Below are 21,924 nucleotides of genomic sequence, written 5' to 3'. Positions count from 1 at the left end.
TTATTTCAGAGCAAAGGCATTAATTTAAACGACTTATCAAGCGCATACCGCATCGTATCGACTAGCTTCTGATCGCCAGTCGTCATGTTAACTATGGTTTTGGAATAGTAATAAACTTTTGGGTCACGCCATCTGGTGGTGATTTGCAGCGTAGTGAGCGAGTCGAGTTTGGCGTAGTAGTTAACCGAGTCCTGATAGGCTCTCACGTTTGCCTGATTGGTAGCGGTCTTCTGAAGAGTTAAAAAACGGGATATTTTTTTGCCATAGTTTTGCTGGATAAGTGTATCCAGTCGACCGGCGCCGACCATCTCAAAATCAATAGTCGTTAACTGATTGATCGTCAGTTCCTTGTTTTGCTTCGAAGCAACCTTTTCCAGATAGGTACGAATGCCGTCGTCAATCTTTTCGCAAACCTTCTTTTTAGATGGCGCACAGGCAAACAGAAAAAAATAACAAACAATAAGTGAAAGGTACTTCATGTAATGAAAGTAGACTATTTAGTAGTCTAGTGATTTATAGGATTTGTTTTCTACTTAAAATCGCCGTTCGTTGGCATACAAAAAGTATTCTGAACTATACCACAGCACTCTAGCTACCCCAGAAATGGCCAAAAGATAAGGCTTATTCAACGGATTGCCTTCCCTGGGATACGGATTTAATCCTTCGCTCATCACTACTGCTGGTTTCATCTTCTGGACCAGAGACGGCCGGTTGATTAGTAGCGATGGCTTCCTCATTTATTAATAAGAACAAATTCTCAAAAGATAGTTATAGGATCATTAGGAGAATAAATTGAATAAAATAAAAAGAAGTACATTAGCTTGATAACTGCTCCTCAGTTATTAACTTATTATGATCTACTACCATGGATAATCAATCTGCTGGAACCCTGCTCCAAAAGGAGCCTGACCTAACCCCAATGGCACTCACCGAGCGGCATCTGGATGAGTGGCTTCAACTTCAGGACTATTTACGGGAAACACATGCGCCGACCGACCAACTGGTCTACTGTCGCAGGCAAGTTACGCGTTTACAACTTGATCTTTACCAACTCAGGAACAGTTAGCACCGGAGCGAATAGGTTTTTTAGCCTGGTGTTTCGGTTAAATCCGTGCCACGGTTACTAATGATACACAACAAATCGTGGCATGGATTTAACCGAAACGCCTTTTGGCTTTTTATGATCTAACGATTCGTGAAAAGGAGATTTTACGATTGCATACCAGCGACATTACAGCCAATACCTGGTAACCATTCGTAGCATTACAAACAGCACCGCAACTAAGATGAAAATAAACAGGAGGATATAAATGGCCCAGTAAAACTGACGATCATTATGATTCGGGTTCATAATACGGCGGGAAGAGTATCAATAAAAACGGAAGAAGGAGTAAAAACCGCGCTCAGCCAGCAGACTATTGTTTTAGCTTGACCGAAGTCATCTGAATTGATTACCTGCTACGTGTTGGAAAAAAAGAGAATAAGCCCTGCTCAGCCATTGGCCAGAGCAGGAGCCCTGTATTCCTATCTATTGTCCTGTTAAACATAAACAGGTTAACCAGAAGAGGTGAAGCTGGATTTAAACCCTTAGTCTGCCAATGCGAAATTGATTTCCCGGTATGTGGTGTGCGTAAAACCAGACCAGCAGTTACAATTCAGTGTTGGCAGTAAACTTCACGTTAGGCAATGAACGACAGCCAAAGAGCTAAATTGATAATTCTACATCGAATTTGCCGGATTGATTCGGCCCGAAGCCAGTATTTTTCATTGAAAATTAATGAGTTGTGTTGCTGCCTGAGTTACTTTTACTGGTGTCGTTACAAAGAAATGATGTAGAACATCGAACGCCCGGTTCATCTTGAAACTGGGCGTTTTTTTATTGTCTTAACTGTATTGCCATCCAATCGATCGTGTTGCACATGGAGTGGTCATGTCAATCCTGGACGAATTAACTTTATAAATCTGTTGCTAACTTACTGGTACGTTTCAGCTCTTTTGTAGTACTATAAGCGGTTTAAAGTTTAAGTAAACTGACAGCACCTAGCTGTCAGCGGTGTGGATAGATGCAGAACGCCCGGCTCATGTTGAAGCCGGGCGTTTTTGTTTAGCACTATTCTTCAGTCAGTTAGCGATTTGACTGAAGTTTAGTTTTGGATTGGATTCTCGGCAGGTGGTGTTGACGCTGGCGTCACGTCGATCTTCGATACCGAAACGATAAGCGTTGCCAGCGCTTCTTTAGATAGCTCATCAATCATGACAACCCAATCGGTGGCCAGTACGCGATGGGTTTTATGACCAATCGGATTACGAACGGCTGCCTGACCTGACTTGCGTTGAGCGATGGTAATATTGATCGCATCGCCTTCTTTAAAGGTGGGTACAAAGCCGAAATACCCATCCGCGATAACACCGCTTTGTTTGCCCTCTGAGGCAGATTCATAAAAGATTACTTTCAATTTTTCCGAGTCTTTGCTCATTCTGGCTGGTAGTTAATCACGGTTACTTAACTAGCTAACGGATCAGGCCGGTAAATGTTGAGAAATCGTAGGGGTAGAGAAATAGGAGAGGGGCGAGAATACTGATAAACCGGCAACAGACCGCAAACCAGTTCATCCGGCAAAAAACGCAATTAGAATTCCTATACCGTTAGTTCACTTAGGTCACCGTTGAGTTCGCTTTGCTTCTTACCCAACTTTGTTTCAGTACAAGGCTTTGAGCCGTGCCACGGTTACTGATAATGCGCAAACAAACCACGGTCCGCCGTTGCGACCGGCTGCGGTGGCACGGCTCAAAGCCCTGTACTTAACTAATTACCAACACAAAGTATCTTTTTAACTGAACAAATGCTAACTGAACAACCCTCTTTTATCCAGGTGAATGACCTGCGTGCCTACAATGGTGGCTTTTTTCGGGTGCTTATCTCACCAGAGCAGACCGGCGGTAGTTTTTCAATCATTGACATTACGTTGCCAAAAGGAGCTGAACCGCCCCGTCATCTACACACCCGAGAAGATGAAACGTTTTACATTCTCGATGGCACCATTCGGTTCGAGATTGGTGATCAGGTAATCATTGGCGAGGTTGGCCAGGCGGTCTTTGCGCCCCGTAACATTGAACACCTGTTTACTCTACAGACCGAACAGGCGCGTATGCTGACTCTGATCACGCCTGGCGATTTTGCAAACTATTTTGTGGAGTTCAGTCAACCAATTGAGCAGGCCCCCACAACCCTGGAGGCTCCTAAGGGACCACCTCCGGCCGATGCGCTGGCTTTATTGGTATCGCGCTTAACAGAGCGATACGGGGCACGGTTTGCGTAAACAGATCTTGGCCGCCTATTGATAGAATTGGGTCACCCAGGCGGTGAAAAAGCCAGGCTTCAAACGAGGCCTGGCTTTTTCATAGAGAATTTATTGCCAGTCTTTCCGGCCGAATTAGTATACTTTTGCCGTTACAAAAGAAGTGATGTAGACGAGCAAACGCCCGACTCAATTTGAGAGTGGGCGTTTTTTGTTACCTTTATTGCTACCCTAATCAGATCGATGACACATTTTATTGAGTTTATTACTATTCAGGATATTGCCGTAGTTATTAATGTAGCAGCAATCACCGCTATTATCCCCTATAGATCGGGTTCTCAGATTTTTTTATCCGACGATTCCTACCGGGTTAAGCAAACGCCCGAGCAGGTAAAAGAGGGAATAAATATTGTAACGGGTACGGCAGTCCATCATTTTTAGCCCAATTTCGAGTGAGAACGGGTTTATACTGGGTTTCATTCTCTTCATCCGATTCGGAATGAACCCATTTTCCTGTCGCTGAATCTAGGGACATGCTCTACCTATGGGGCTACGTACGACTACTTTAATCTCTTTTCCTGGAAAGGAGATGGGGAAATGATGGTTTTACAGGCCGTTGTTTTCGCTCTCCAGTGATAGCCACCTAATGATTCGGCGACACGGAAACGAAGTGCAGTTCATTGTTTACCATCACCGACTGACTCAGTTAGGTCGCTATTCAGTAGGTTATACCAGCGGTTTGTTTTGCTTTTTATCACATTAAAAAGATATTACCAACAAGTAGAACCTAGTGAAGAAACAGACTACCTCATCACGAGGCAGGAAGCAAGCGCTTCGGCCGGTAGAAAGACACCTTGCTACCGCCTTTAGCAGGGCTGCGGTGGGTCTGGTAATTACCCGGCTTACTGGTACAGTAATCCACGTTAATAACGCCTTTGGGCAACTGACGGGCTACTCGCCCGATGAATTGATTACGAATCCGTTTGGGCTGGTGATGCATCCCGATGAATTAAATCTCCTTGAAAACCAGCTCGATAAGATAGTAACAGGAGAGCAGGATTCACTAGATGCCCAGGTTCGCTGCATTCATAAAAATGGCCAACCGATCTGGCTTAAGCTCCACACAACCCTACTCAATGACGAAAGTGGACAAACTCAAAGCCTGTTTTCGATCATTGAAGAAATTACCAGGGAGGTAGTTATGCATAATGACCAGCAGAAATTGCTGGCACTTGTCGATAATGGTCTCAGTTTTATGGCCATCGCCGATTTAGAGGGCAGACTCACCTATATTAATGAGGCAGGCCGAGTACTGGTGGGTCTGGATAAAGAAGATCTGCAGGCCGTAAAATTCGTTGAAGATTTCTATTCGCCGGAAAACTATCGCCTGATTCAGGAGGTAGCCCTTCCAATCCTACTGAGTCAGGGTCATTGGACAGGAAGGGTAGAACTAAAGCATTTTAAAACTGGCGAGCCAATTCCCTGTCAGGCAAGTGGTATCCGGATCGATGATCCTCATTCCGGAAAACCCCTGGGAAGAGGCTTTACCATGCGGGACTTACGGCCCGAACTGGCTGCCCAGGAAATGGAACGAAAACTGCTTACTCTGGTCGATAACAGCATTGAGTTGATGTCTATTCTGGAACTGGATGGCAAAAACTCCTATATCAATAAGGCTGGAATAGCCATGCTGGGCTTCGAGAATGTTCAACAGGTTCAGCAAACCCCGATCGCTCAACTTCATGCTCCTGAACATTTTGACTTAGTTGAAAAAGAGGTGCTGCCCTCCGTGATGAATACCGGAAGCTGGTCGGGAGAGATGCTGGTGCGCCACCTGAAAACGGGAGAGATCTTCCCTGTTTTTAATAACACGATTCGCATCGATGATCCTTATAGTGGACAGCCCATGGCGGTGGGCGCTGTTATGCGGGATAGGCGACCGGAAATGCTGGCCCAACGGACACTGGAAGAAAGTGAGCTGTTCTCCCGGAATGTGTTTCACCATTCTCCGGTGGCCAAGGTAGTTTTTGTGGGGCAGGATATGATCATCCGCACGGTTAATGAAAAGATGCTGGCTTTGCTGGGACGAGATGCGACCATCATTGGAAAAACCTTTCGGGAGGCTATCCCCGAATTAATTGAAACGCCCCTCGCACAACCGCTTGAACAGGTGTTTACATCGGGAGAAACGTATTACCTGCCTGAAGTGAAAATACAGGTAATGCGCTCAGATAAAGCAGATTGGGCGTATTACGACTGTATCTACAAAGCCTTACATAATACAGCCGGAGCTGTATACGGTGTTATCGTCACGGCCTCCGATGTAACGGGGCAGGTAGTAGCGCGCCAGAAAGTGGAAGAAGCTGAAACAGCCCTTCAGGGGGCAATTGAGCTAGCCCAGTTAGGCACCTGGGAAATCAATCTGTTTACGGGCCAGATCGACTATTCTCCCCGACTTAGGGGCTGGTACGGTCTGGATGCTGCTGGGCCCATCACCCAGGAGCAATCGGTTGCGGCCATCCGGAAAATAGACTTGCCCCTGATCCAGGAATCGATTGCTCGGGCGATTGCGCGGGGCTCAACGGGTATCTATGATATCGAATATACCGTGGAAGCTGCGTACACAGGCCAGGAACGTATCCTTCGGGCTCAGGGCAAAGCCTACTTCGATGAGGAGGGTGTGGCCTACCGAATTAGTGGTACTGTGCAGGATGTGACCACGCAACGGCATCTACAGCTTGCTCTGGAGCAGCAGGTGCAACAGCGTACGGAAGAATTGGAAGCTATCAATGAAGAGCTGGCGGCCAATAACGAAGAACTTATGGCTGCCAGTGAAGAAGTGATGCTGGCCAATCAACGACTTGAAGAAGCGAATCTTCTCCTCACCCGGTCCAATCAGAACCTGGAACAGTTTGCTTATATTGCTTCCCACGACCTACAGGAGCCTTTGCGCAAGGTTCAGCAGTTTGGTGATCTGTTGATCAATCGGTATGGTGAATCCCTTGGGGAAGGCCGGTCTCATCTGGAGCGGATGCAGTTGGCGGCCCGTCGCATGTCCCGACTCATCAAAGACCTGCTGGCTTTTTCCCGTATTTCGACAAGCCCAGCCCCCACTGATTCGGTGGCGCTGAACGAGGTTATTGCTGTTGTATTGGATAACCTGGCCATAGCCATTGGGGAAACGAACGCGGAGCTTGTTGTGGACGAATTGCCAATGGTGCATGGTGATGCAATGCAACTGGAGCAATTGTTTCAGAACCTATTGAGTAATGCACTCAAGTTTAGTCGTCCTGATGGATCGGGAACTAATCAGCCTCCCCAGATTCTGGTACGGGCACACCGGGTACGGGCCACGGATCTGGAAGGGTTACCAAAGCCCGCCAGACCAACTGTCTTTTACCAGTGTATTGATGTGATTGATAATGGAATCGGGTTTGATGAAAAATACCTGGACCGCATCTTTCAGGTATTCCAGCGACTACATGGCAAGGATGAGTTTGCTGGAACGGGAATTGGCCTGGCGATTTGTCAAAAAGTGGTAACCAATCATGGCGGATTGATTACGGCCAGGAGCCTGCCCGGCCAGGGTGCTACCTTTAGTGTCTATTTACCCGTCTTAAGTCAATGACACTACTTACTTTCTTACAACTTATAGCTTAAACCAACGAGGCATTGCGCAGCCTGGGTAGGAAGTGGCTTCTCTATAATTGGATCTTTACGAGCCATGCTGGAAGCGTCTAACAGTTAAGGAGAGCGTTTATTGACGCGAATTCGGGACGATGCTGATCGCAATTTGACAACTCTCCTGATCAAATCAGTGCTCTACATCTAGCTGTCCTGAATCGTACAGGAAATGTCCGTTAATGGACAATAATCGGCTTGCCCCTCCCGACAAAAGACCTCGCTGCATGCTCTAAATGGCTTTTTACTAAGTTGGCGACCTATTTGCTATGCAAAAGAGTATCATACATCTGGCAACTAAGCACAAGCCAAAATTTATACCGCTTAGGCATGAAAGGCACGCAGTTAGGAGAATTTGAGGAGGTGGTACTCCTGACCATCGCCCTGCTCTACGATGACGCTTACAGTGTGGCAGTCGTTGAGGAACTCGGGCAGCGACTGGAGCGTCCCATGAGCTTAGGGGCTGTTCATCGCACCATGCAACGGCTCGAAGAAAAAGGACTGGTAAACTCCCGTTTCGGTGAGTCTACTGCCGAACGGGGAGGTCGGCGTAAACGACTGTTTACGGTAACCGCTGCCGGTGAGCAGGTGTTGCAGGAAGCGCGAAGAATCCGAAACGACCTATGGGCCGATATTCCCAAAGCAGCGTTTGGAGGAGGTGTAGCATGAATCGGAAACCCACAGCCCCCCGCTGGGCTCAGCAGTTGCTGAAGCGAATTACGGCTCCGCATCTACGGGAAGAAATTCAGGGCGATATGGATGAGCTGTTCCAGATGCGAGGTCAGCGATATGGCTACGCCAAAGCGCGACTGTTGTACGTAGTGGATTTACTGTTGCTGTTGCATCCCCGGCTCTGGCGACGACAAGCCGCTCCCCAAGTCAAAGCCCGTTACTCGAAATTCACTGATGTTCCTAAATCCTTTCTCCATCCTGACATGATCCGTTCGTATTTAACCATCGCCTTTCGTAATCTGGTCAAAAACAAGTCCTATTCGGCCATCAACATTGGCGGATTGGCGGTAGGCATGGCGGTGGCGATGCTGATTGGCCTCTGGATCACTGATGAAGTATCGGCCAATAAGCACCACAAAAACTACGAGACCCTTTACCAGGTCAAAATGAGCCAGACGTTTGATGGTACCAGAGGTACGCAGGATGCTTTACCGTTTCCCGTGGGTGAAGAACTAAGGTCTAAATACCCGGATTTTAAAGCGGTAGCGATGTATGACAGGGGAGAGGGCAATCGATCGTTGATCGTTGGCAATCAGAAATTCCTAAAACAGGGGCTTTTCATTGGCGAAGATGCCATTGATATGTTTTCGCTGACCATCCTGAATGGGAATAAAAACCCATTGAAGGAGCCGTATTCGATTGTGCTTTCGGATGAAACAGCTCATGCTCTTTTCGGTGATCAGGACCCTATTGGCAAAATCCTCAAAATGGATAATTCAGTGGATTTAAAAGTAACCGCAGTGGTTGCCAAACAACCCCAAAATGCTACACTGCAATTTGATTATTTACTGCCGTGGCATTTGCAGGAGAAAATCTATGATTGGGTAGGTAAAAAACTGAAAACGAACTGGCAAAATAACGGTTGGGGCGTTTTTGTGCAGCTTAAAGAGGGCGTAGATCCAGCACAAACCAATGCAAAAATAAAGGATGTGATCTTAAGCCACACATCAAATGATGCCAATGCGATTTCTCGCGTAAAGCCCGAATTGTTCCTGCATCCCATGGCAAAATGGCGGCTGTATTCGGAGTTTACCGAGGGGAAAAACACAGGTGGTTTTATTAAATATGTGCGTCTGTTTGGCATTTTTGGCTTATTTATTCTGGTGATTGCCTGTATCAATTTTATGAACCTCAGTACAGCCCGTTCCGAAAAACGGGCTAAAGAAGTGGGCGTTCGAAAAGCCGTTGGCTCGGGTCGTGAGCAACTCATCGGGCAGTTTTTGAGCGAGTCAACCCTGATTGCCTTTATGGCACTTGTGCTGGCTTTGGGTATCGTCTTGCTGGCGATGCCTTATTTCAATACGCTTACCGAAAAAACGATGTCCATCGACTTTGGGAATCCTGTTTTTTGGTGTGTTATCGTAGTTTTTACAGCCTTTACGGGATTGCTGGCTGGTAGTTATCCCGCCCTTTATCTGTCGTCGTTCAATCCGGTCAAGATCCTCAAAGGGGGCGTTCATGTCGGGAAAAATGCGTCATTGCCCCGAAAGATTCTGGTCGTCGTACAATTCACCTTTTCTACGGTGCTCATGATTAGTACCATCATCATTTATCAGCAGATCCAGCACGGCAAAAATCGCCCGATTGGTTTTACCAACAAAGGGCTCATTTCAGTGAATTCCTCTAACGATTTAGTTGACCATTTTGAAGCCCTTCGGACCGAGTTACTAGCTACCGGTGCAGTATCCTCAATTTGCAAATCCAATTCACCACCAACCCAATGGTGGAGTTCCAATGGTGGCTGGGAGTGGAAGGGATCGACACCCGACGATAAATCCTCCATTTTCACGACCATTGCCACCAATTTCGATTACATCAAAACGATGGGGATCAAACTCAAGGAAGGGCGGGATTTTTCGCGGGACTTTACGACTGATTCCACAGGGGTACTCTTAAATGAAGCGGCCGTAAAACGTATGGGGTTGAAACATCCCATAGGTGAGATACTACATTGGGCCGGGAAAGATCGGACAGTTGTTGGTGTAATCCCCGACATCGTTGTGGAATGGTCACCCTATCGCGCCGTCGCACCAATGACTATTCTTTTTGAAAAGAACTGGGTCGGTTTTATTTGCGTGCGAATCAATCCGGCGGTGGCGTCTTCGGTAGCTATCAGCAAAATTGCCCCGATTTTTGATAAATACAATCCGGGTTATCCCTTCGATTATAAGTTTGCCGATACGGAGTACACCAAAAAATTCAACTACGAAGAACTCATCGGCAACCTGTCGGCCATTGTTTCGTTGCTGGCCATCTTCATTTCCTGTTTGGGCTTATTTGGGCTGGCCTCCTTTATGGCCGAACAACGAACCAAAGAAATTGGGATCCGTAAAGTGCTGGGAGCCAGTGTCGCCAATGTGTGGGGATTGCTATCCAGAGATTTCGTTCAGTTAGTGATTGTTTCCTGTTTGATCGCTTCGCCGATTGCCTGGTATGCCATGAACCAATGGCTGGAAAGCTATACGTACAAAATAGACATTCAGGTTGGGGTCTTCCTGTCAGTACTTGTACTGGCTCTGATGATTACCTTATTGACCGTTAGCTACCAGGCAATCAAAGCTGGCCTGTTGAACCCAGTCAAGAGTCTGAAAAGTGAATAAATCGGATTGGTAATCCACTGGCTATGAGTCAAAACCAAAGAATCTGCCCGGACCAGCCCCCCCGCTGGGCTCAGCAGTTGCTGAAGCGAATCACGGCTCCGCATCTACGGGAAGAAATTCAGGGCGATATGGATGAGCTGTTCCAGATGCGAGGTCAGCGATATGGCTACGCCAAAGCGCGACTGTTGTACGTAGTGGATTTACTGTTGCTGTTGCATCCCCGGCTCTGGCGACGACAAGCCGCTCCCCAAGTCAAAGCCCGTTACTCGAAATTCACTGATGTTCCTAAATCCTTTCTCCATCCTGACATGATCCGTTCGTATTTAACCATCGCCTTTCGTAATCTGGTCAAAAACAAGTCCTATTCGGCCATCAACATTGGCGGATTGGCGGTAGGCATGGCGGTGGCGATGCTGATTGGCCTCTGGATCACTGATGAAGTATCGGCCAACAAACATTACAAAAACTACGAGACCCTTTACCAGGTCAAAATGAACCAAACCTTCGATGGTCGTAGAGGGACACAGGATGCGATACCCTTTCCATTGGGCGACGAATTAAAAGCAAAGTACCCCGACTTTAAAGCAACGGCCATGTGCGATTGGGGATCTAACCGTTCATTGGTAGTAGGCAATCAGAAATTCCTGAAAGATGGACATTACATTGGTCAGGATGCTATTGATATGTTTTCGTTACAGGTATTGAATGGGGATAAAAATCCATTGAAAGAGCCCTATTCGATTGTACTTACAGACGAAACGGCCCAGGCTCTTTTTGGCGATAAGGACCCCATCGGCAAAACCGTGCGAATGGATAATACGGTCGATTTAAAAGTAACTGCCGTCGTAGCCAAACAACCCGAAAATGCTGGATTACAGTTTGATTATCTGGTGCCATGGCATTTGCAGGCTGCCCAACGGGCCGACTATATAAAAAGGGCTGAAGCCAACTGGGCCGACAATTCATACCAGGTATTTGTCCAGCTCAAAGATGGCATAACACCCGAAAAAACGAATGCCAAAATCAAGGACATTGTATTGAGCCATCTAAATGACGAGGTTACCCAAAAGAGTACGAAGCCCGAAGTATTTATTTATCCCATGTCAAAATGGCGGTTATATTCTGAATTTTCCGAGGGGAAAAATACGGGTGGCTTTATCAAATACGTGCGTCTGTTTGGCATTTTTGGTTTGTTTATTTTGGTGATCGCCTGCATTAATTTTATGAACCTCAGCACGGCCCGCTCCGAAAAACGAGCCAAAGAAGTGGGGGTTCGAAAAGCCATCGGATCAGGCCGGGAGCAGCTTATTGGTCAGTTTTTGAGCGAATCACTTTTGATTGCCCTGATGGCTTTGGTATTGGCCTTAGGCCTGGTATTTATTGTGCTGCCCTACTTCAATACGCTTACCGAAAAGCAACTGGTTCTTCAGATTGGCAATCCGGTTTTCTGGGGAATCCTGCTGATTTTCACTCTATTCACGGGCCTGTTGGCAGGCAGTTATCCCGCCCTTTATCTGTCGTCGTTCAATCCGGTCAAGATCCTCAAAGGGGGCGTTCATGTCGGAAAAAATGCGTCGTTGCCCCGAAAAATTCTGGTCGTTATCCAGTTCACCTTTTCGATTGTGCTGATGATTGGGACCATTATCATTTATCAGCAGATCCAGCACGGCAAAAATCGACCCGTTGGCTTTAATAATAAAGGACTCATATCCGTAAATTCCTCTCACGATTTAATTAAACATTTCGAACCACTTAGGGCCGAATTGCTGGCTTCAGGAATGGTATCATCTATTTGTAAAACCAATTCGCCCCCGACTCAAATCTGGAGTAGCAATAATGGATGGGAATGGAAAGGCTCAACGCCCAACGATAAATCCGTAGGGTTCAAAACGATTGCCACGAGTTACGACTACACTAAAACAATAGGCATTAAACTTAAGGAAGGACGAGATTTTTCCAGAGATTTTAGTACCGATTCAATAGGGGTACTTCTGAATGAAGCGGCCGTTAAACGAATGGGGCTGAAACATCCCGTAGGCGAGCTCGTCAAATGGAATGGTAGTGATCGAATAGTCGTTGGCGTTCTGCCCGATATCATGATGGAATCGCCCTATCGGGCTGTCTCACCATTGACCGTTATTTTTGAAAAAGATTGGGTAGGTACGATTTCTGTACGGATAAACCCAAACGTAGCCTCTTCGGAAGCGATCAAACGAATAACCCCGATTTTTGATAAATACAATCCGGGTTTTCCCTTCGATTATAAATTTGCCGATACGGAGTACACTAAAAAATTCAACTACGAAGAACTCATTGGCAACCTGTCGGCCATTGTTTCGTTGCTGGCCATCTTCATTTCCTGTTTGGGCTTATTTGGGCTGGCCTCCTTCATGGCCGAACAACGCACCAAAGAAATTGGGATCCGTAAAGTGCTGGGGGCCAGCGTAACCAATCTTTGGGGATTACTATCCAGAGATTTCGTTCAGTTAGTGATTGTTTCCTGTTTGATCGCTTCGCCGATTGCCTGGTATGCCATGAACCAATGGCTGGAAAGCTATACCTATAAAATAACGATTGGGATTGGCGTATTTTTAGTCGTGCTGATTCTGGCGTTAGCAATCACGTTACTGACAATCAGTTATCAGGCCATTAAAGCCGCTTTATTGAACCCTGTCAAGAGTCTGAAAAGTGAATAAATCTAAGTGAGCTTTTGGTACAAGTGCTCGGCCAAGTTAGACCTATAAGCCGGGCCGCCATAGCAGTTTTTAAAACCTTATAGGTTTATTGACAAACGTATGGGCGGGCTTCAATCAGGCCCCGACTTTCATGCTCCTGGTGAGATCAACTTAAATCTGGTATGCTCTAAATTATTAAAACTGTATCTGTTTTCCTCCCAAAGCCTTGCGCATCTTTGTCCATTCGTTGAGGGACATCCCATGCTTTATAGTACAGATACACTGCCTTTCGCTGAGGAATGAGATCGCGAACTGGAATGTGGATGACTTGACTCGAATTATAGCTCATTATATCCCCGGATTTCCTTTAGTTCGCCAATTATTGAGCAATTGGGTATCCATTCGTCGGGATTGATTATAGTATCTGATCTATTTCAACCTATATGAGTGACATCATCTATATCGTTGGTTCGGGTGCCATCGGTAAGGCACTGGCCGTTTGCCTTCATCACGCCCAAAAAAAAGTGGTACTTATCCAGGGTCGTGTGGACGATGGAACGGCATTTATACAAAAATTAACACTCCAGCTCAGTGATGGCTCGCAGCTTAAAGCAGAGATTGAATGTGGTTCTCTGAGCAACTATCCCACGTTAACAGGCATCATCCTGCTCACCAACAAGTCGTTTGGGAATGTAGGCCTGGCGGTTAAGCTGATCGATAAAATTGGTAGTTCTCCCGTTGTTCTGTTGCAGAACGGGCTGGGCGTTGAACGGCCGTTTATAGAGGCAGGTTTCCCTCACCTTTACCGATGTGTGCTCTTTACGACCAGTCAGCTTCTAACAGAATCCAGCATTCGCTACAAGCCTGTAACCATATCTCCCGTTGGCCCGATTAAGGGTAATGAGCCAGATCTGAACGCACTCGTCGAAAAAATAAATAGTCCGTTATTTCCCTTTAGAGCCGAGCCAAACATCCAGCCGGTAATCTGGGAAAAGGCAATTGTCAATAGCGTTTTCAATTCCATTTGCCCCTTGCTGGACATTGACAACGGCGTGTTTCACCGGGAAGCCGACGTGCTTGCTCTGGCAAAACGAATCATCAAGGAATGTGTTCAGGTTGCAGCAGCAGCCGGTGTAGAACTATCTGCAGCAGCCGTCGAAGATAAATTGCTCACCATTAGCAAGTTATCTGACGGTCAGTTCATTTCAACATTGGTCGACATCAATCATAAACGGGAAACGGAGATTGAAACCCTGAATTTTGAAATTGTCCGCATCGCTGAACAGCTTACTCCAGAAACACCAGTCGGCGAAACCCGACTCCTTGGAGAACTAACGAGGCTTAAAGCCAGACTCAGTGCACAAATAGGGTAGTTCGAGACCCTGATCGCTTCTAATTACTATGCTTAAAATCGTTTGTATCGTAGGGATCCTGCTGAGTGTCCTTTTTCCGTCGACTCTCTCTGCTCAATCAGGCCAGTTCGTTCGCAATTCGTACCGGAAGCTGGAATACAAAATTCCTATGCGCGATGGGGTTAGGCTACATACTGCCGTTTACATTCCGAAGGATGCTTCTCCAACCCAAAAATATCCGTTTCTCTTATTTCGTACCTGTTATGGCGTGGCTCCCTATGGGGCCGATGCGTACCCTGAACAGGTAGGGCCTTCAGTTCAGCTAATGCGCGAGAAGTATATTTTCGTTTATCAGGATGTACGTGGGCGTTGGGCTTCGGAAGGCAATTTTACGAATATGACACCGGTCACGAGTGATCGAAAGCCATCCGTCGCGGCTCATACTGCCCCAAAAGGCAAGGTGCCTGTTGGTCAATTGACTCCGGCCATTGATGAAAGTTCGGATACCTACGATACCATTGACTGGCTCCTGAAGACTATTCCGACCAACAATGGCCGGGTTGGGCAATGGGGAATCAGTTATCCTGGCTTTTACACGATTGCCGGAGCCGTAGCAGCTCACCCGGCCCTAAAAGCCGCTTCACCTCAGGCACCTGTTTCTGACCTTTTCTTTGAAGATTTTCATCACAATGGAGCCTTTGTACAAATGGCGCTGTTTGCCTACCCACTATTTGGTGTACAGCGTCCACAACCGACAACTAAAGCCTGGTTTGCCGATCAGTTCATCGATGCTGGCACGCAGGATAGCTTTCGGTGGCATTATGAGTTGGGGCCATTAACCAATGCCAATCAATACTACAAAACTAATTTCTTCTGGAAAGAAACCGTTGAGCACCCAAACTACGACGAATTCTGGCAGAAACGCAGCATTATTCCGCACCTCAAAAACATCAAACCAGCCCTGATGACCGTGGGCGGCTGGTTCGATGCCGAGGATTTATATGGCCCGCTTACTATTTACAAAACTGTTGAGAAAAATAATCCGGGCGTTTATAATACCCTGGTGATGGGCCCATTCGGTCACCGCGAGTGGTCGAATGAGACAGGCCATAGCCTACATGGGGATATTTATTTTGGGGATAGTATCGCCACGTTTTACCAGCGGAATATCGAAGCCAGATTCTTTGATCATTTTCTGAAAGGGCCCGGCGATGGCAAAACGGGCTTACCTGAAGCCTATTTATTCGACACGGGTAAAAAAGAATGGCGAACCTTTGACCAGTGGCCTGCCGCTGCGGTGCAAATCAGGCCGGTTTACTTGACTACTGAGCATAAACTGGCTGCGCAGGGCGGTAGCGGGAATAAGTACGAAGAGTTCGTCAGTGACCCGTTGAACCCGGTTCCATTTTCAGAAGAGAAAACAACAGTAGATGATTTTACACCCCTGAACAAGTACATGTCGGCCGACCAGCGATTCGCCAGCCAGCGCGCAGACGTACTGACTTATCAGACGGAGGTGTTGACCGAAGATCTGACACTGGGTGGTTTAATTAAAGCAAAGTTAAAGGTTAGCACGTCGGGCACTGATGCCGATTGGGTAGTTAAGCTAATCGATGTGTATCCGCCCAATGAGCCAGGTCACCCATATCTGGCCAACCCCAAAAAAACACTTGGAAATTATCAGCAAATGGTCCGATCGGAGGTTATGCGTGGCCGATTTCGGCATTCGTTTGAAAAGCCGGAACCCTTTAAAGCTGGGGAAATAACCGACGTCAATCTCCAGCTACAGGATATACTGCACACCTTCAAAAAAGGGCATCGATTAATGATTCAGGTGCAGAGTAGCTGGTTTCCACTAATTGATCGAAACCCGCAGAAGTACGTCGAGAATATTTACAAGGCGAAGAGCGACGATTTTAGTAAAGCCATTCACCGGGTATATGATAACTCAGTCATTGAATTGCCCGTACTGAAATAAATAGTTATACCTGATTCAACGTTTTCGCTCAGAGGGTGCCATTGTTTGAAACCGTGCACCCTTCAAAAAACCGGCTATAAAAAATTTGCACTTTATTCTCACGAAAGATCGATTGAGATCGGGTTTTAGTGAGAATAAAACGATGCTATAGTTTTTCTCTGTCTGCTATAATACCACTACATTTGTTGCCCTTTTAGATGCGCTGTTTTGGGATAGCTTATTGAATTGGTTTTAGTCGAAATACACCTTAAGCAGCTATTCGTTTGACCGTATCATTCTGCGGAACAACAGGTTCGCCGAATACGATCGAAAAACGTAGCGATGACTTAAGCGAAGGCAAACGAGGAACTCAACAAGTGGATGAAAAACAACTTTGGCAGGCCTTTCAGACTGGAGACGAGGAGGCCTACACGCAACTTTACCAATTGCACGTTCGAGCCATGTATCGCTATGGAATAAGTCTGGTAGCCGCTTCTGAAGCATTTGTTCTGGACTGCGTACATGATGTCTTCACTGAAATCTGGGTCAAGCGAACACGGCTTTCTACCCCTGACAACGTTCGCTATTATTTGTTAAAGGCACTTAAAACCCGAATTCTACATTTACTCGTTCGTAAAGAACGACCTTATCAATCGTTGGCGGAAGCTGATTTCGAAGACCTTTGGGCAGAACCAAATGAGATTGAACGACTGGAAGAAGTGGCTCAGGCCAATACGCAGCAGGAACGATTGAAACGACTCATTGCTCAGCTTCCTCCTCGCCAGCAGGAAGCCATTAAATTACGCTTTATTGAGAATATGGATTATAGCCAGATTGGCGAAGTGATGGATGTAAATAAGCAGTCGGCGCAAAACCTGGTTTTTCGCGCTGTTGAAAAACTCCGTGGGTGGATCGTTTTAGGGTTCTTTACTTTTTTCAATATTTTTTTAGGTTAAAGTGAGTATGTTTTGCCAAAGTCGTCATCTACTGCCAAAACCTGTAGATTGTGCAACCGGCTTACGATCGCTTTTCTCCCGCTGACTTTCTGACCGACGATGACTTTGTCAATCATCAACTGGCTCCGACAACCCAATCAACGGCATTTTGGGAGCAGTGGCTCCAACTGAATCTACAGCGGCACGGAGAGTGGAAGCAGGCAGTTGACCTATTAGAGGCCATTCGGCTGGGTCTGAATGAGTATGCCCAGACTCATTTGTCCGAAGATGCGATTCATCATCTCCTGCTGCGAATTAAACAAACCAATGCGCAGCAGAGCCTGGCAAAGAAAACAGTTCGTAAGTCAGCCTGGATGCCCTGGGTAGCCGCGGCATCGGTGTTGTTAGTCATTGGGCTAGGAGTCTGGCAGCCCTGGCAAACAAATCGGCTGGAGCCAACTTACGAGCGGCAAATTGCCGTTCTGAAGCAAACGCCGACAGAAAAGGTAAATCAGCAGGATAAGCCCCAGTCTTTTCGATTGTCAGATGGATCAACGGTCTGGCTATCGCCCGGTAGCAAATTCAGCTATGCCGCTGAATTTAACCAGCATACCCGATCCGTCTACCTGCTGGGCGAAGCAACATTTACCGTAACGAAGAATGCCAATATTCCATTCCTGGTTTACGCCAATGGGTTGGTTACCAAGGTTATAGGGACAAAATTTGTTGTTCGCGCTTTTGCGGATGAACCCGACGTTCGGGTCAATGTTCAATCGGGGCAGGTATCCGTTTACCGGGACCAACCGGCCACAAAAACACTTAATCGGAAGGGCGTTTTATTGCACCCGAATCAACAGGTCGTCTTTTCCCGACTAACCGAGCAATTTATTAAGAGCCTGGCCGATTCGCCCCAGGTATTACCCGCCATTCAGCCACAGATCACTCGTTTCACCTACGACGATGCGCCTTTGACAAAGGTGTTTCAGGATATCGAGCAGGCTTACGGGATCACTATTCGCTACAATCAGGAAGCCTTGGCGAATTGCCAGTTAAATGCATCGCTGGTCGCTGAACCGTTCGAAGGGAAGTTGGCTGTTATCTGCAAAACCTTTGGGGCTACGTATGAAATCATTGATGGGCAGGTGATCATCAATGGTGGGCGTTGTCAATAAACCTCTCCGTGTCGCTTCTCTTTACTTACCTTCTTAACCTTAACGATGAACAGCCATGAAAACCTAATCACGATCTTTTCTTAGTAATCGAAAAAGCCAATGGTGGTGCGAGCACCATTGGCCAAACGGTTTACCCTACTGAGATGCCGCCCCTAAAGAGGGGGGATAGGGATTATTTTGTCCGATTCTACAAAACCGAACCAACCAGTCAAAAATATGAAAAAAGTAAACCCTTACTTACTAAGGTGTATGAAAATCACGTTCATACAAATTCTGCTGGCCTTATTTTTTGTGGGTATTTCCTTGGCTAATGATGCATCAGCACAGGAATTGCTTAACCGCCGGTTAAGCCTGAATATCCAGAAAGAAAACATGAAGACTGTTCTGCGCAGCATTGAAAAAGCGGCTAATGTTCGGTTTTCGTATAGCCCTCAAATTGTGCCGTCAAGACGGCTTGTTTCGCTGAGGGTACAGAATAGTACCCTGAAGGATGTGCTGGAAAAACTGCTTCCTCCGTTGCAGGTCAGTTTCAGCGTATCGGGTGATCAGATCATTTTAGCCCGCACTCCCGAGTCGCCGGTTGGGTTGCAGGAAGAAGAATTTATTGAGGCCATTATTGCGCCCGAAGATCGAACTATTTCGGGGAAAGTGACCGATGAAAAAGGGGAAGTGTTACCCGGTGTCAGTGTGCTGGTAAAAGGAACGTCGCGCGGATCAGCGACCGATGCATCGGGTACCTATAAATTGACCATTCCCGATGGCCCACAGACCCTTGTGTTTAGTTTTGTTGGTTTCGCGACGCAGGAGGCATCGGTTGGCAATCAGACCACGCTGAATATTCAGTTGAAGACCGACGTGAAATCAATCAACGAAGTTGTTGTAGTTGGCTATGGCTCGCTGAGCCGCAAGGAAGTTACCAGTGCCATTACGCACCTATCCTCGCAGGATCTGCTCCGGGTTGGCAGCAACAGCCCATTGATGGCCATTCAGGGGAAAGTCGCCGGTTTGTCGGTAACCAACACCGCTGCCGGAGACCCCAATTCAACGCCCAGTATCCAGTTACGGGGCGTATCGTCGCGTAGTGCAGGCTTAGGCCCGCTGTTTGTCATCAATGGTATACCGGGTGGTAATCTGGATAACATCAACCAAAATGAAATTGAGTCCATCGATGTGCTGAAAGGTGGGGCGGCTTCGGCTATTTACGGAACGCGGGGAAGTAATGGAGTGATTGTCATTACGACTAAAAAAGGCTCCAATGAATCCCGCATTTTTTATGATAGTTATGGGTCGTTTGATTTCATCACCAACAAACTGTCGGTGCTTTCCAAAGACGAGTTTCTGGCCAATAAACGGGGGGTAGACCTGGGCGGGAACACCAACTGGTTAAAGTCCGTCAGCCGTGATCCCGCTTTTTCCCAGAAACATACATTACAGTTTTCCGGGGGCAATGGGAAAACCAATTATTTTACCTCTCTTGACTATCGAAATGCTACGGGAATCGACCTGCGCTCATCGAAGCAGGAATATGGCGGTCGGGTGAACATTAATCATACATCCGAGAATAACCTGTATGCCATTACCTTCAGCGCAGCACCCCGGTACACAAAAACCAACCTGGCCGATTACAGTGGATTCAATTATGCCCTAACGCTTAATCCTACGCAACCACTGTACGACAATACGGGCAAATACGCTTATATCACGTCTGGCTTTTTTGCCAACAACCCCGTAGAGAATGCCCGAATGGCCCAGTCTCAACAGGACGTAAAATACCTGGATCTTAATGGTTCATTTAAGCTGAACCTGCTCGATAATCTGAGCACAATGGTCACCCTGGGTGAAGTGAGTTCGTCGTTTCGAAACGAAAAATTCAGTCCTTCAACCCTGACAACCGTAATTAATGGAACGGGACGCAATACGGCTTCCCAATCGCTGGATGAAAATGATCAGAAAAGCTTTGAATGGACGGGTAATTATGCACTTGACCGTCAAAAACATTCCATTAAGCTGCTCGCCGGGTATTCGTATCAGTTCTTTACGTCTTCGGGCTTTAATGCCTCCAACGAGAATTTTCCGTCGGATGTGCTGACTTACAATAATTTAGGAACAGGACTCTGGAATCTGCAACAGGGCGTCAACAATGTCGGCTCGTATCGGAATAGCTCCAAACTAGCGGCTTTTTTCGGCCGACTGAATTATGATTTCGATCAGAAATACTACCTGTCGGCCAGCCTTCGACGGGAGGGCTCGTCTAAATTCGGGTTTGACAATAAGTGGGGCTATTTCCCGGCGGCATCGGTGGGCTGGCGGATTACGCAGGAGAAATTTGGGCAGGGCATTTCCTGGTTAAACGAACTGAAACTTCGGGCTGATTACGGGGAAACGGGTAATCAGGACTTTGGTAATTACCTGTCACTGGATACGTATAGCGGGTATGGCTATTATAACTACAATGGCACCTCCTATCAGGTTTGGGGCCCAAGCCAGAACACGAATTACGATCTGCGGTGGGAAAAGGCAATCAATTTCAATGTCGGCCTGGATTTCGACCTGTTCAAAAACAGTCGGCTGACGGGTAGCCTGAACTATTATGTCCGGACCAATAAAGATCTGCTTGGTTCGTATAATGTCCCGAATCCACCCAATGTTCAGGGAACAACTTTTGCCAACGTCGGTACAATGCAGAATTCAGGACTGGAAATCCAGCTGAACGCTGCCGTCGTTACGCAGAAAGATTTCAGCTATAATCTGACGTTTGCCGGAGCAACCAACAGCAATAAATTTGTTTCGTTTTCCAATGAAGCCTATAAAGGCCAGACCTACATTGATGTAGTAGGTATGCCAGCGCCGGGCAGTCCGGGTAATATTCAGCGTTTACAGGAAAACACCCGCATTGGTAGTTTTTATGCCCTAAAATCGGCTGGCGTCGATGATACAGGAGCCTTGCTGGTTTACAACAAGAAAGGTGATGTCATCGTCGCCAATAAAGCCACCAATGACGACAAACGGTTTGTCGGAAATGGTCTTCCCAAGTTTACGGCTGGTCTGACGAATAATTTCAAGTACAGAAAATGGGATTTGAGTGTTTTTCTGCGCGGTACGTTTGGCTATCAGCTCTTTAACACCTACGCATTTTATTTAGGTACGCCTGCTACCCAGCAAAATGCCAATACGCTCACTTCAGCCTACAATGGGAGTAAATATTCAAAACTCACGAATGCCGCTACCTACTCTGCGCTGTCTGATTACTTTCTGGAGCCGGGGAGCTTCGTTAAAATCGACAACATAACGCTGAGTTATACCCAGCCACTGGCCGTAAAATTCCTGCGTTCCGTTCGAGTTTATGCGACCACCAGAAACCTGAAGACGTTTACCAAATTTACCGGAGGTGACCCTGATTTAATCCAGGTAAATGGCCTGTATCCGGGGGTGAATACTAACAGCGACAATAATGGTACTCTGAATTATTACCCCTCCACCACACAGTTACTGCTGGGTCTTCAGCTTACGTTCTAATCCTT

14 protein-coding genes are annotated in these 21,924 nt (G+C 46.8%); 12 read left to right on the top strand and 2 right to left on the bottom strand.

Going from position 1 to position 21,924, the window contains the following annotated elements:
• Positions 1 to 5: 5 nt before the first annotated feature.
• The gene (locus GJR95_RS16200; RefSeq protein WP_162386865.1) at positions 6 to 479 is read right to left on the bottom strand and encodes a hypothetical protein; all 474 of its coding nucleotides are present in this window, start codon (positions 477 to 479) and stop codon (positions 6 to 8) included.
• Positions 480 to 865: 386 nt separating this feature from the next.
• Here GJR95_RS16200 and GJR95_RS16190 point away from each other — a divergent pair, with 386 nt between their 5' ends.
• Positions 866 to 1,066 carry a hypothetical protein gene (locus GJR95_RS16190; protein WP_162386863.1) on the top strand — a complete coding sequence of 67 codons (201 nt, stop codon included), beginning with the start codon at positions 866 to 868 and terminating at the stop codon, positions 1,064 to 1,066.
• A 1,078-nt stretch (positions 1,067 to 2,144) separates the two neighbouring features.
• Here the strand turns inward: GJR95_RS16190 and GJR95_RS16185 are convergent.
• A complete protein-coding gene (locus GJR95_RS16185) occupies positions 2,145 to 2,477 on the bottom strand; it encodes a hypothetical protein (RefSeq protein ID WP_162386862.1) in 333 nt (110 codons plus the stop codon).
• A gap of 366 nt (positions 2,478 to 2,843) precedes the next feature.
• Between GJR95_RS16185 and GJR95_RS16180 the strand changes: the two genes are divergently transcribed.
• The 11 genes from GJR95_RS16180 (at position 2,844) to GJR95_RS16130 (ending at position 21,919) form a co-directional block, all read left to right on the top strand.
• Complete coding sequence (locus GJR95_RS16180) at positions 2,844 to 3,320, top strand: cupin domain-containing protein (RefSeq protein WP_162386861.1); 477 nt, start codon at positions 2,844 to 2,846, stop codon at positions 3,318 to 3,320.
• Positions 3,321 to 3,542: 222 nt separating this feature from the next.
• Positions 3,543 to 3,740, top strand: a complete 198-nt coding sequence (locus GJR95_RS16175) for a hypothetical protein (protein WP_162386860.1) — start codon at positions 3,543 to 3,545, stop codon at positions 3,738 to 3,740.
• A gap of 349 nt (positions 3,741 to 4,089) precedes the next feature.
• The gene (locus GJR95_RS16170; RefSeq protein ID WP_162386859.1) at positions 4,090 to 6,927 is read left to right on the top strand and encodes a PAS domain-containing sensor histidine kinase; all 2,838 of its coding nucleotides are present in this window, start codon (positions 4,090 to 4,092) and stop codon (positions 6,925 to 6,927) included.
• A gap of 383 nt (positions 6,928 to 7,310) precedes the next feature.
• A complete protein-coding gene (locus GJR95_RS16165; protein WP_162386858.1) occupies positions 7,311 to 7,649 on the top strand; it encodes a PadR family transcriptional regulator in 339 nt (112 codons plus the stop codon).
• A complete protein-coding gene (locus GJR95_RS16160; RefSeq protein ID WP_232541205.1) occupies positions 7,646 to 10,312 on the top strand; it encodes an ABC transporter permease in 2,667 nt (888 codons plus the stop codon). The genes GJR95_RS16165 and GJR95_RS16160 overlap by 4 nt, the downstream gene beginning before the upstream one ends.
• Before the next feature lie 23 nt (positions 10,313 to 10,335).
• Entirely contained in the window at positions 10,336 to 13,008 is a 2,673-nt protein-coding gene (locus tag GJR95_RS16155) for an ABC transporter permease (RefSeq protein WP_232541204.1), read from the top strand.
• Between the two features lie 422 nt (positions 13,009 to 13,430).
• Positions 13,431 to 14,360 (top strand): ketopantoate reductase family protein, encoded by a 930-nt coding sequence (locus GJR95_RS16150; RefSeq protein WP_162386857.1) that lies wholly within the window; start codon positions 13,431 to 13,433, stop codon positions 14,358 to 14,360.
• Between the two features lie 28 nt (positions 14,361 to 14,388).
• Entirely contained in the window at positions 14,389 to 16,317 is a 1,929-nt protein-coding gene (locus GJR95_RS16145) for a CocE/NonD family hydrolase (RefSeq protein ID WP_162386856.1), read from the top strand.
• Between the two features lie 263 nt (positions 16,318 to 16,580).
• Positions 16,581 to 17,252, top strand: coding sequence for an RNA polymerase sigma factor (locus tag GJR95_RS16140; RefSeq protein WP_232541203.1), 672 nt, complete (start codon positions 16,581 to 16,583; stop codon positions 17,250 to 17,252).
• 50 nt (positions 17,253 to 17,302) lie between these two features.
• Positions 17,303 to 18,403, top strand: coding sequence for a FecR family protein (locus GJR95_RS16135; RefSeq protein WP_162386855.1), 1,101 nt, complete (start codon positions 17,303 to 17,305; stop codon positions 18,401 to 18,403).
• Between the two features lie 249 nt (positions 18,404 to 18,652).
• A complete protein-coding gene (locus GJR95_RS16130; protein WP_232541202.1) occupies positions 18,653 to 21,919 on the top strand; it encodes a SusC/RagA family TonB-linked outer membrane protein in 3,267 nt (1,088 codons plus the stop codon).
• Positions 21,920 to 21,924: the final 5 nt, after the last annotated feature.

The sequence above is a fragment of the Spirosoma endbachense genome, from assembly GCF_010233585.1.
Lineage (GTDB): Bacteria > Bacteroidota > Bacteroidia > Cytophagales > Spirosomataceae > Spirosoma > Spirosoma endbachense.
The sequence above is the reverse complement of the archived record's forward strand: the minus strand, read 5'-3'. Positions and strand labels throughout refer to the sequence as shown.

Bases quoted from the DNA above. Each gene is read 5' to 3' on its own strand.
- GJR95_RS16200 (WP_162386865.1), bottom strand. From the start codon at position 479: ATGAAGTACCTTTCACTTATTGTTTGTTATTTTTTTCTGTTTGCCTGT.
- GJR95_RS16190 (WP_162386863.1), top strand. From the start codon at position 866: ATGGATAATCAATCTGCTGGAACCCTGCTCCAAAAGGAGCCTGACCTA.
- GJR95_RS16185 (WP_162386862.1), bottom strand. From the start codon at position 2,477: ATGAGCAAAGACTCGGAAAAATTGAAAGTAATCTTTTATGAATCTGCC.
- GJR95_RS16180 (WP_162386861.1), top strand. From the start codon at position 2,844: ATGCTAACTGAACAACCCTCTTTTATCCAGGTGAATGACCTGCGTGCC.
- GJR95_RS16175 (WP_162386860.1), top strand. From the start codon at position 3,543: ATGACACATTTTATTGAGTTTATTACTATTCAGGATATTGCCGTAGTT.
- GJR95_RS16165 (WP_162386858.1), top strand. From the start codon at position 7,311: ATGAAAGGCACGCAGTTAGGAGAATTTGAGGAGGTGGTACTCCTGACC.
- GJR95_RS16160 (WP_232541205.1), top strand. From the start codon at position 7,646: ATGAATCGGAAACCCACAGCCCCCCGCTGGGCTCAGCAGTTGCTGAAG.
- GJR95_RS16155 (WP_232541204.1), top strand. From the start codon at position 10,336: ATGAGTCAAAACCAAAGAATCTGCCCGGACCAGCCCCCCCGCTGGGCT.
- GJR95_RS16150 (WP_162386857.1), top strand. From the start codon at position 13,431: ATGAGTGACATCATCTATATCGTTGGTTCGGGTGCCATCGGTAAGGCA.
- GJR95_RS16145 (WP_162386856.1), top strand. From the start codon at position 14,389: ATGCTTAAAATCGTTTGTATCGTAGGGATCCTGCTGAGTGTCCTTTTT.
- GJR95_RS16130 (WP_232541202.1), top strand. From the start codon at position 18,653: ATGAAAATCACGTTCATACAAATTCTGCTGGCCTTATTTTTTGTGGGT.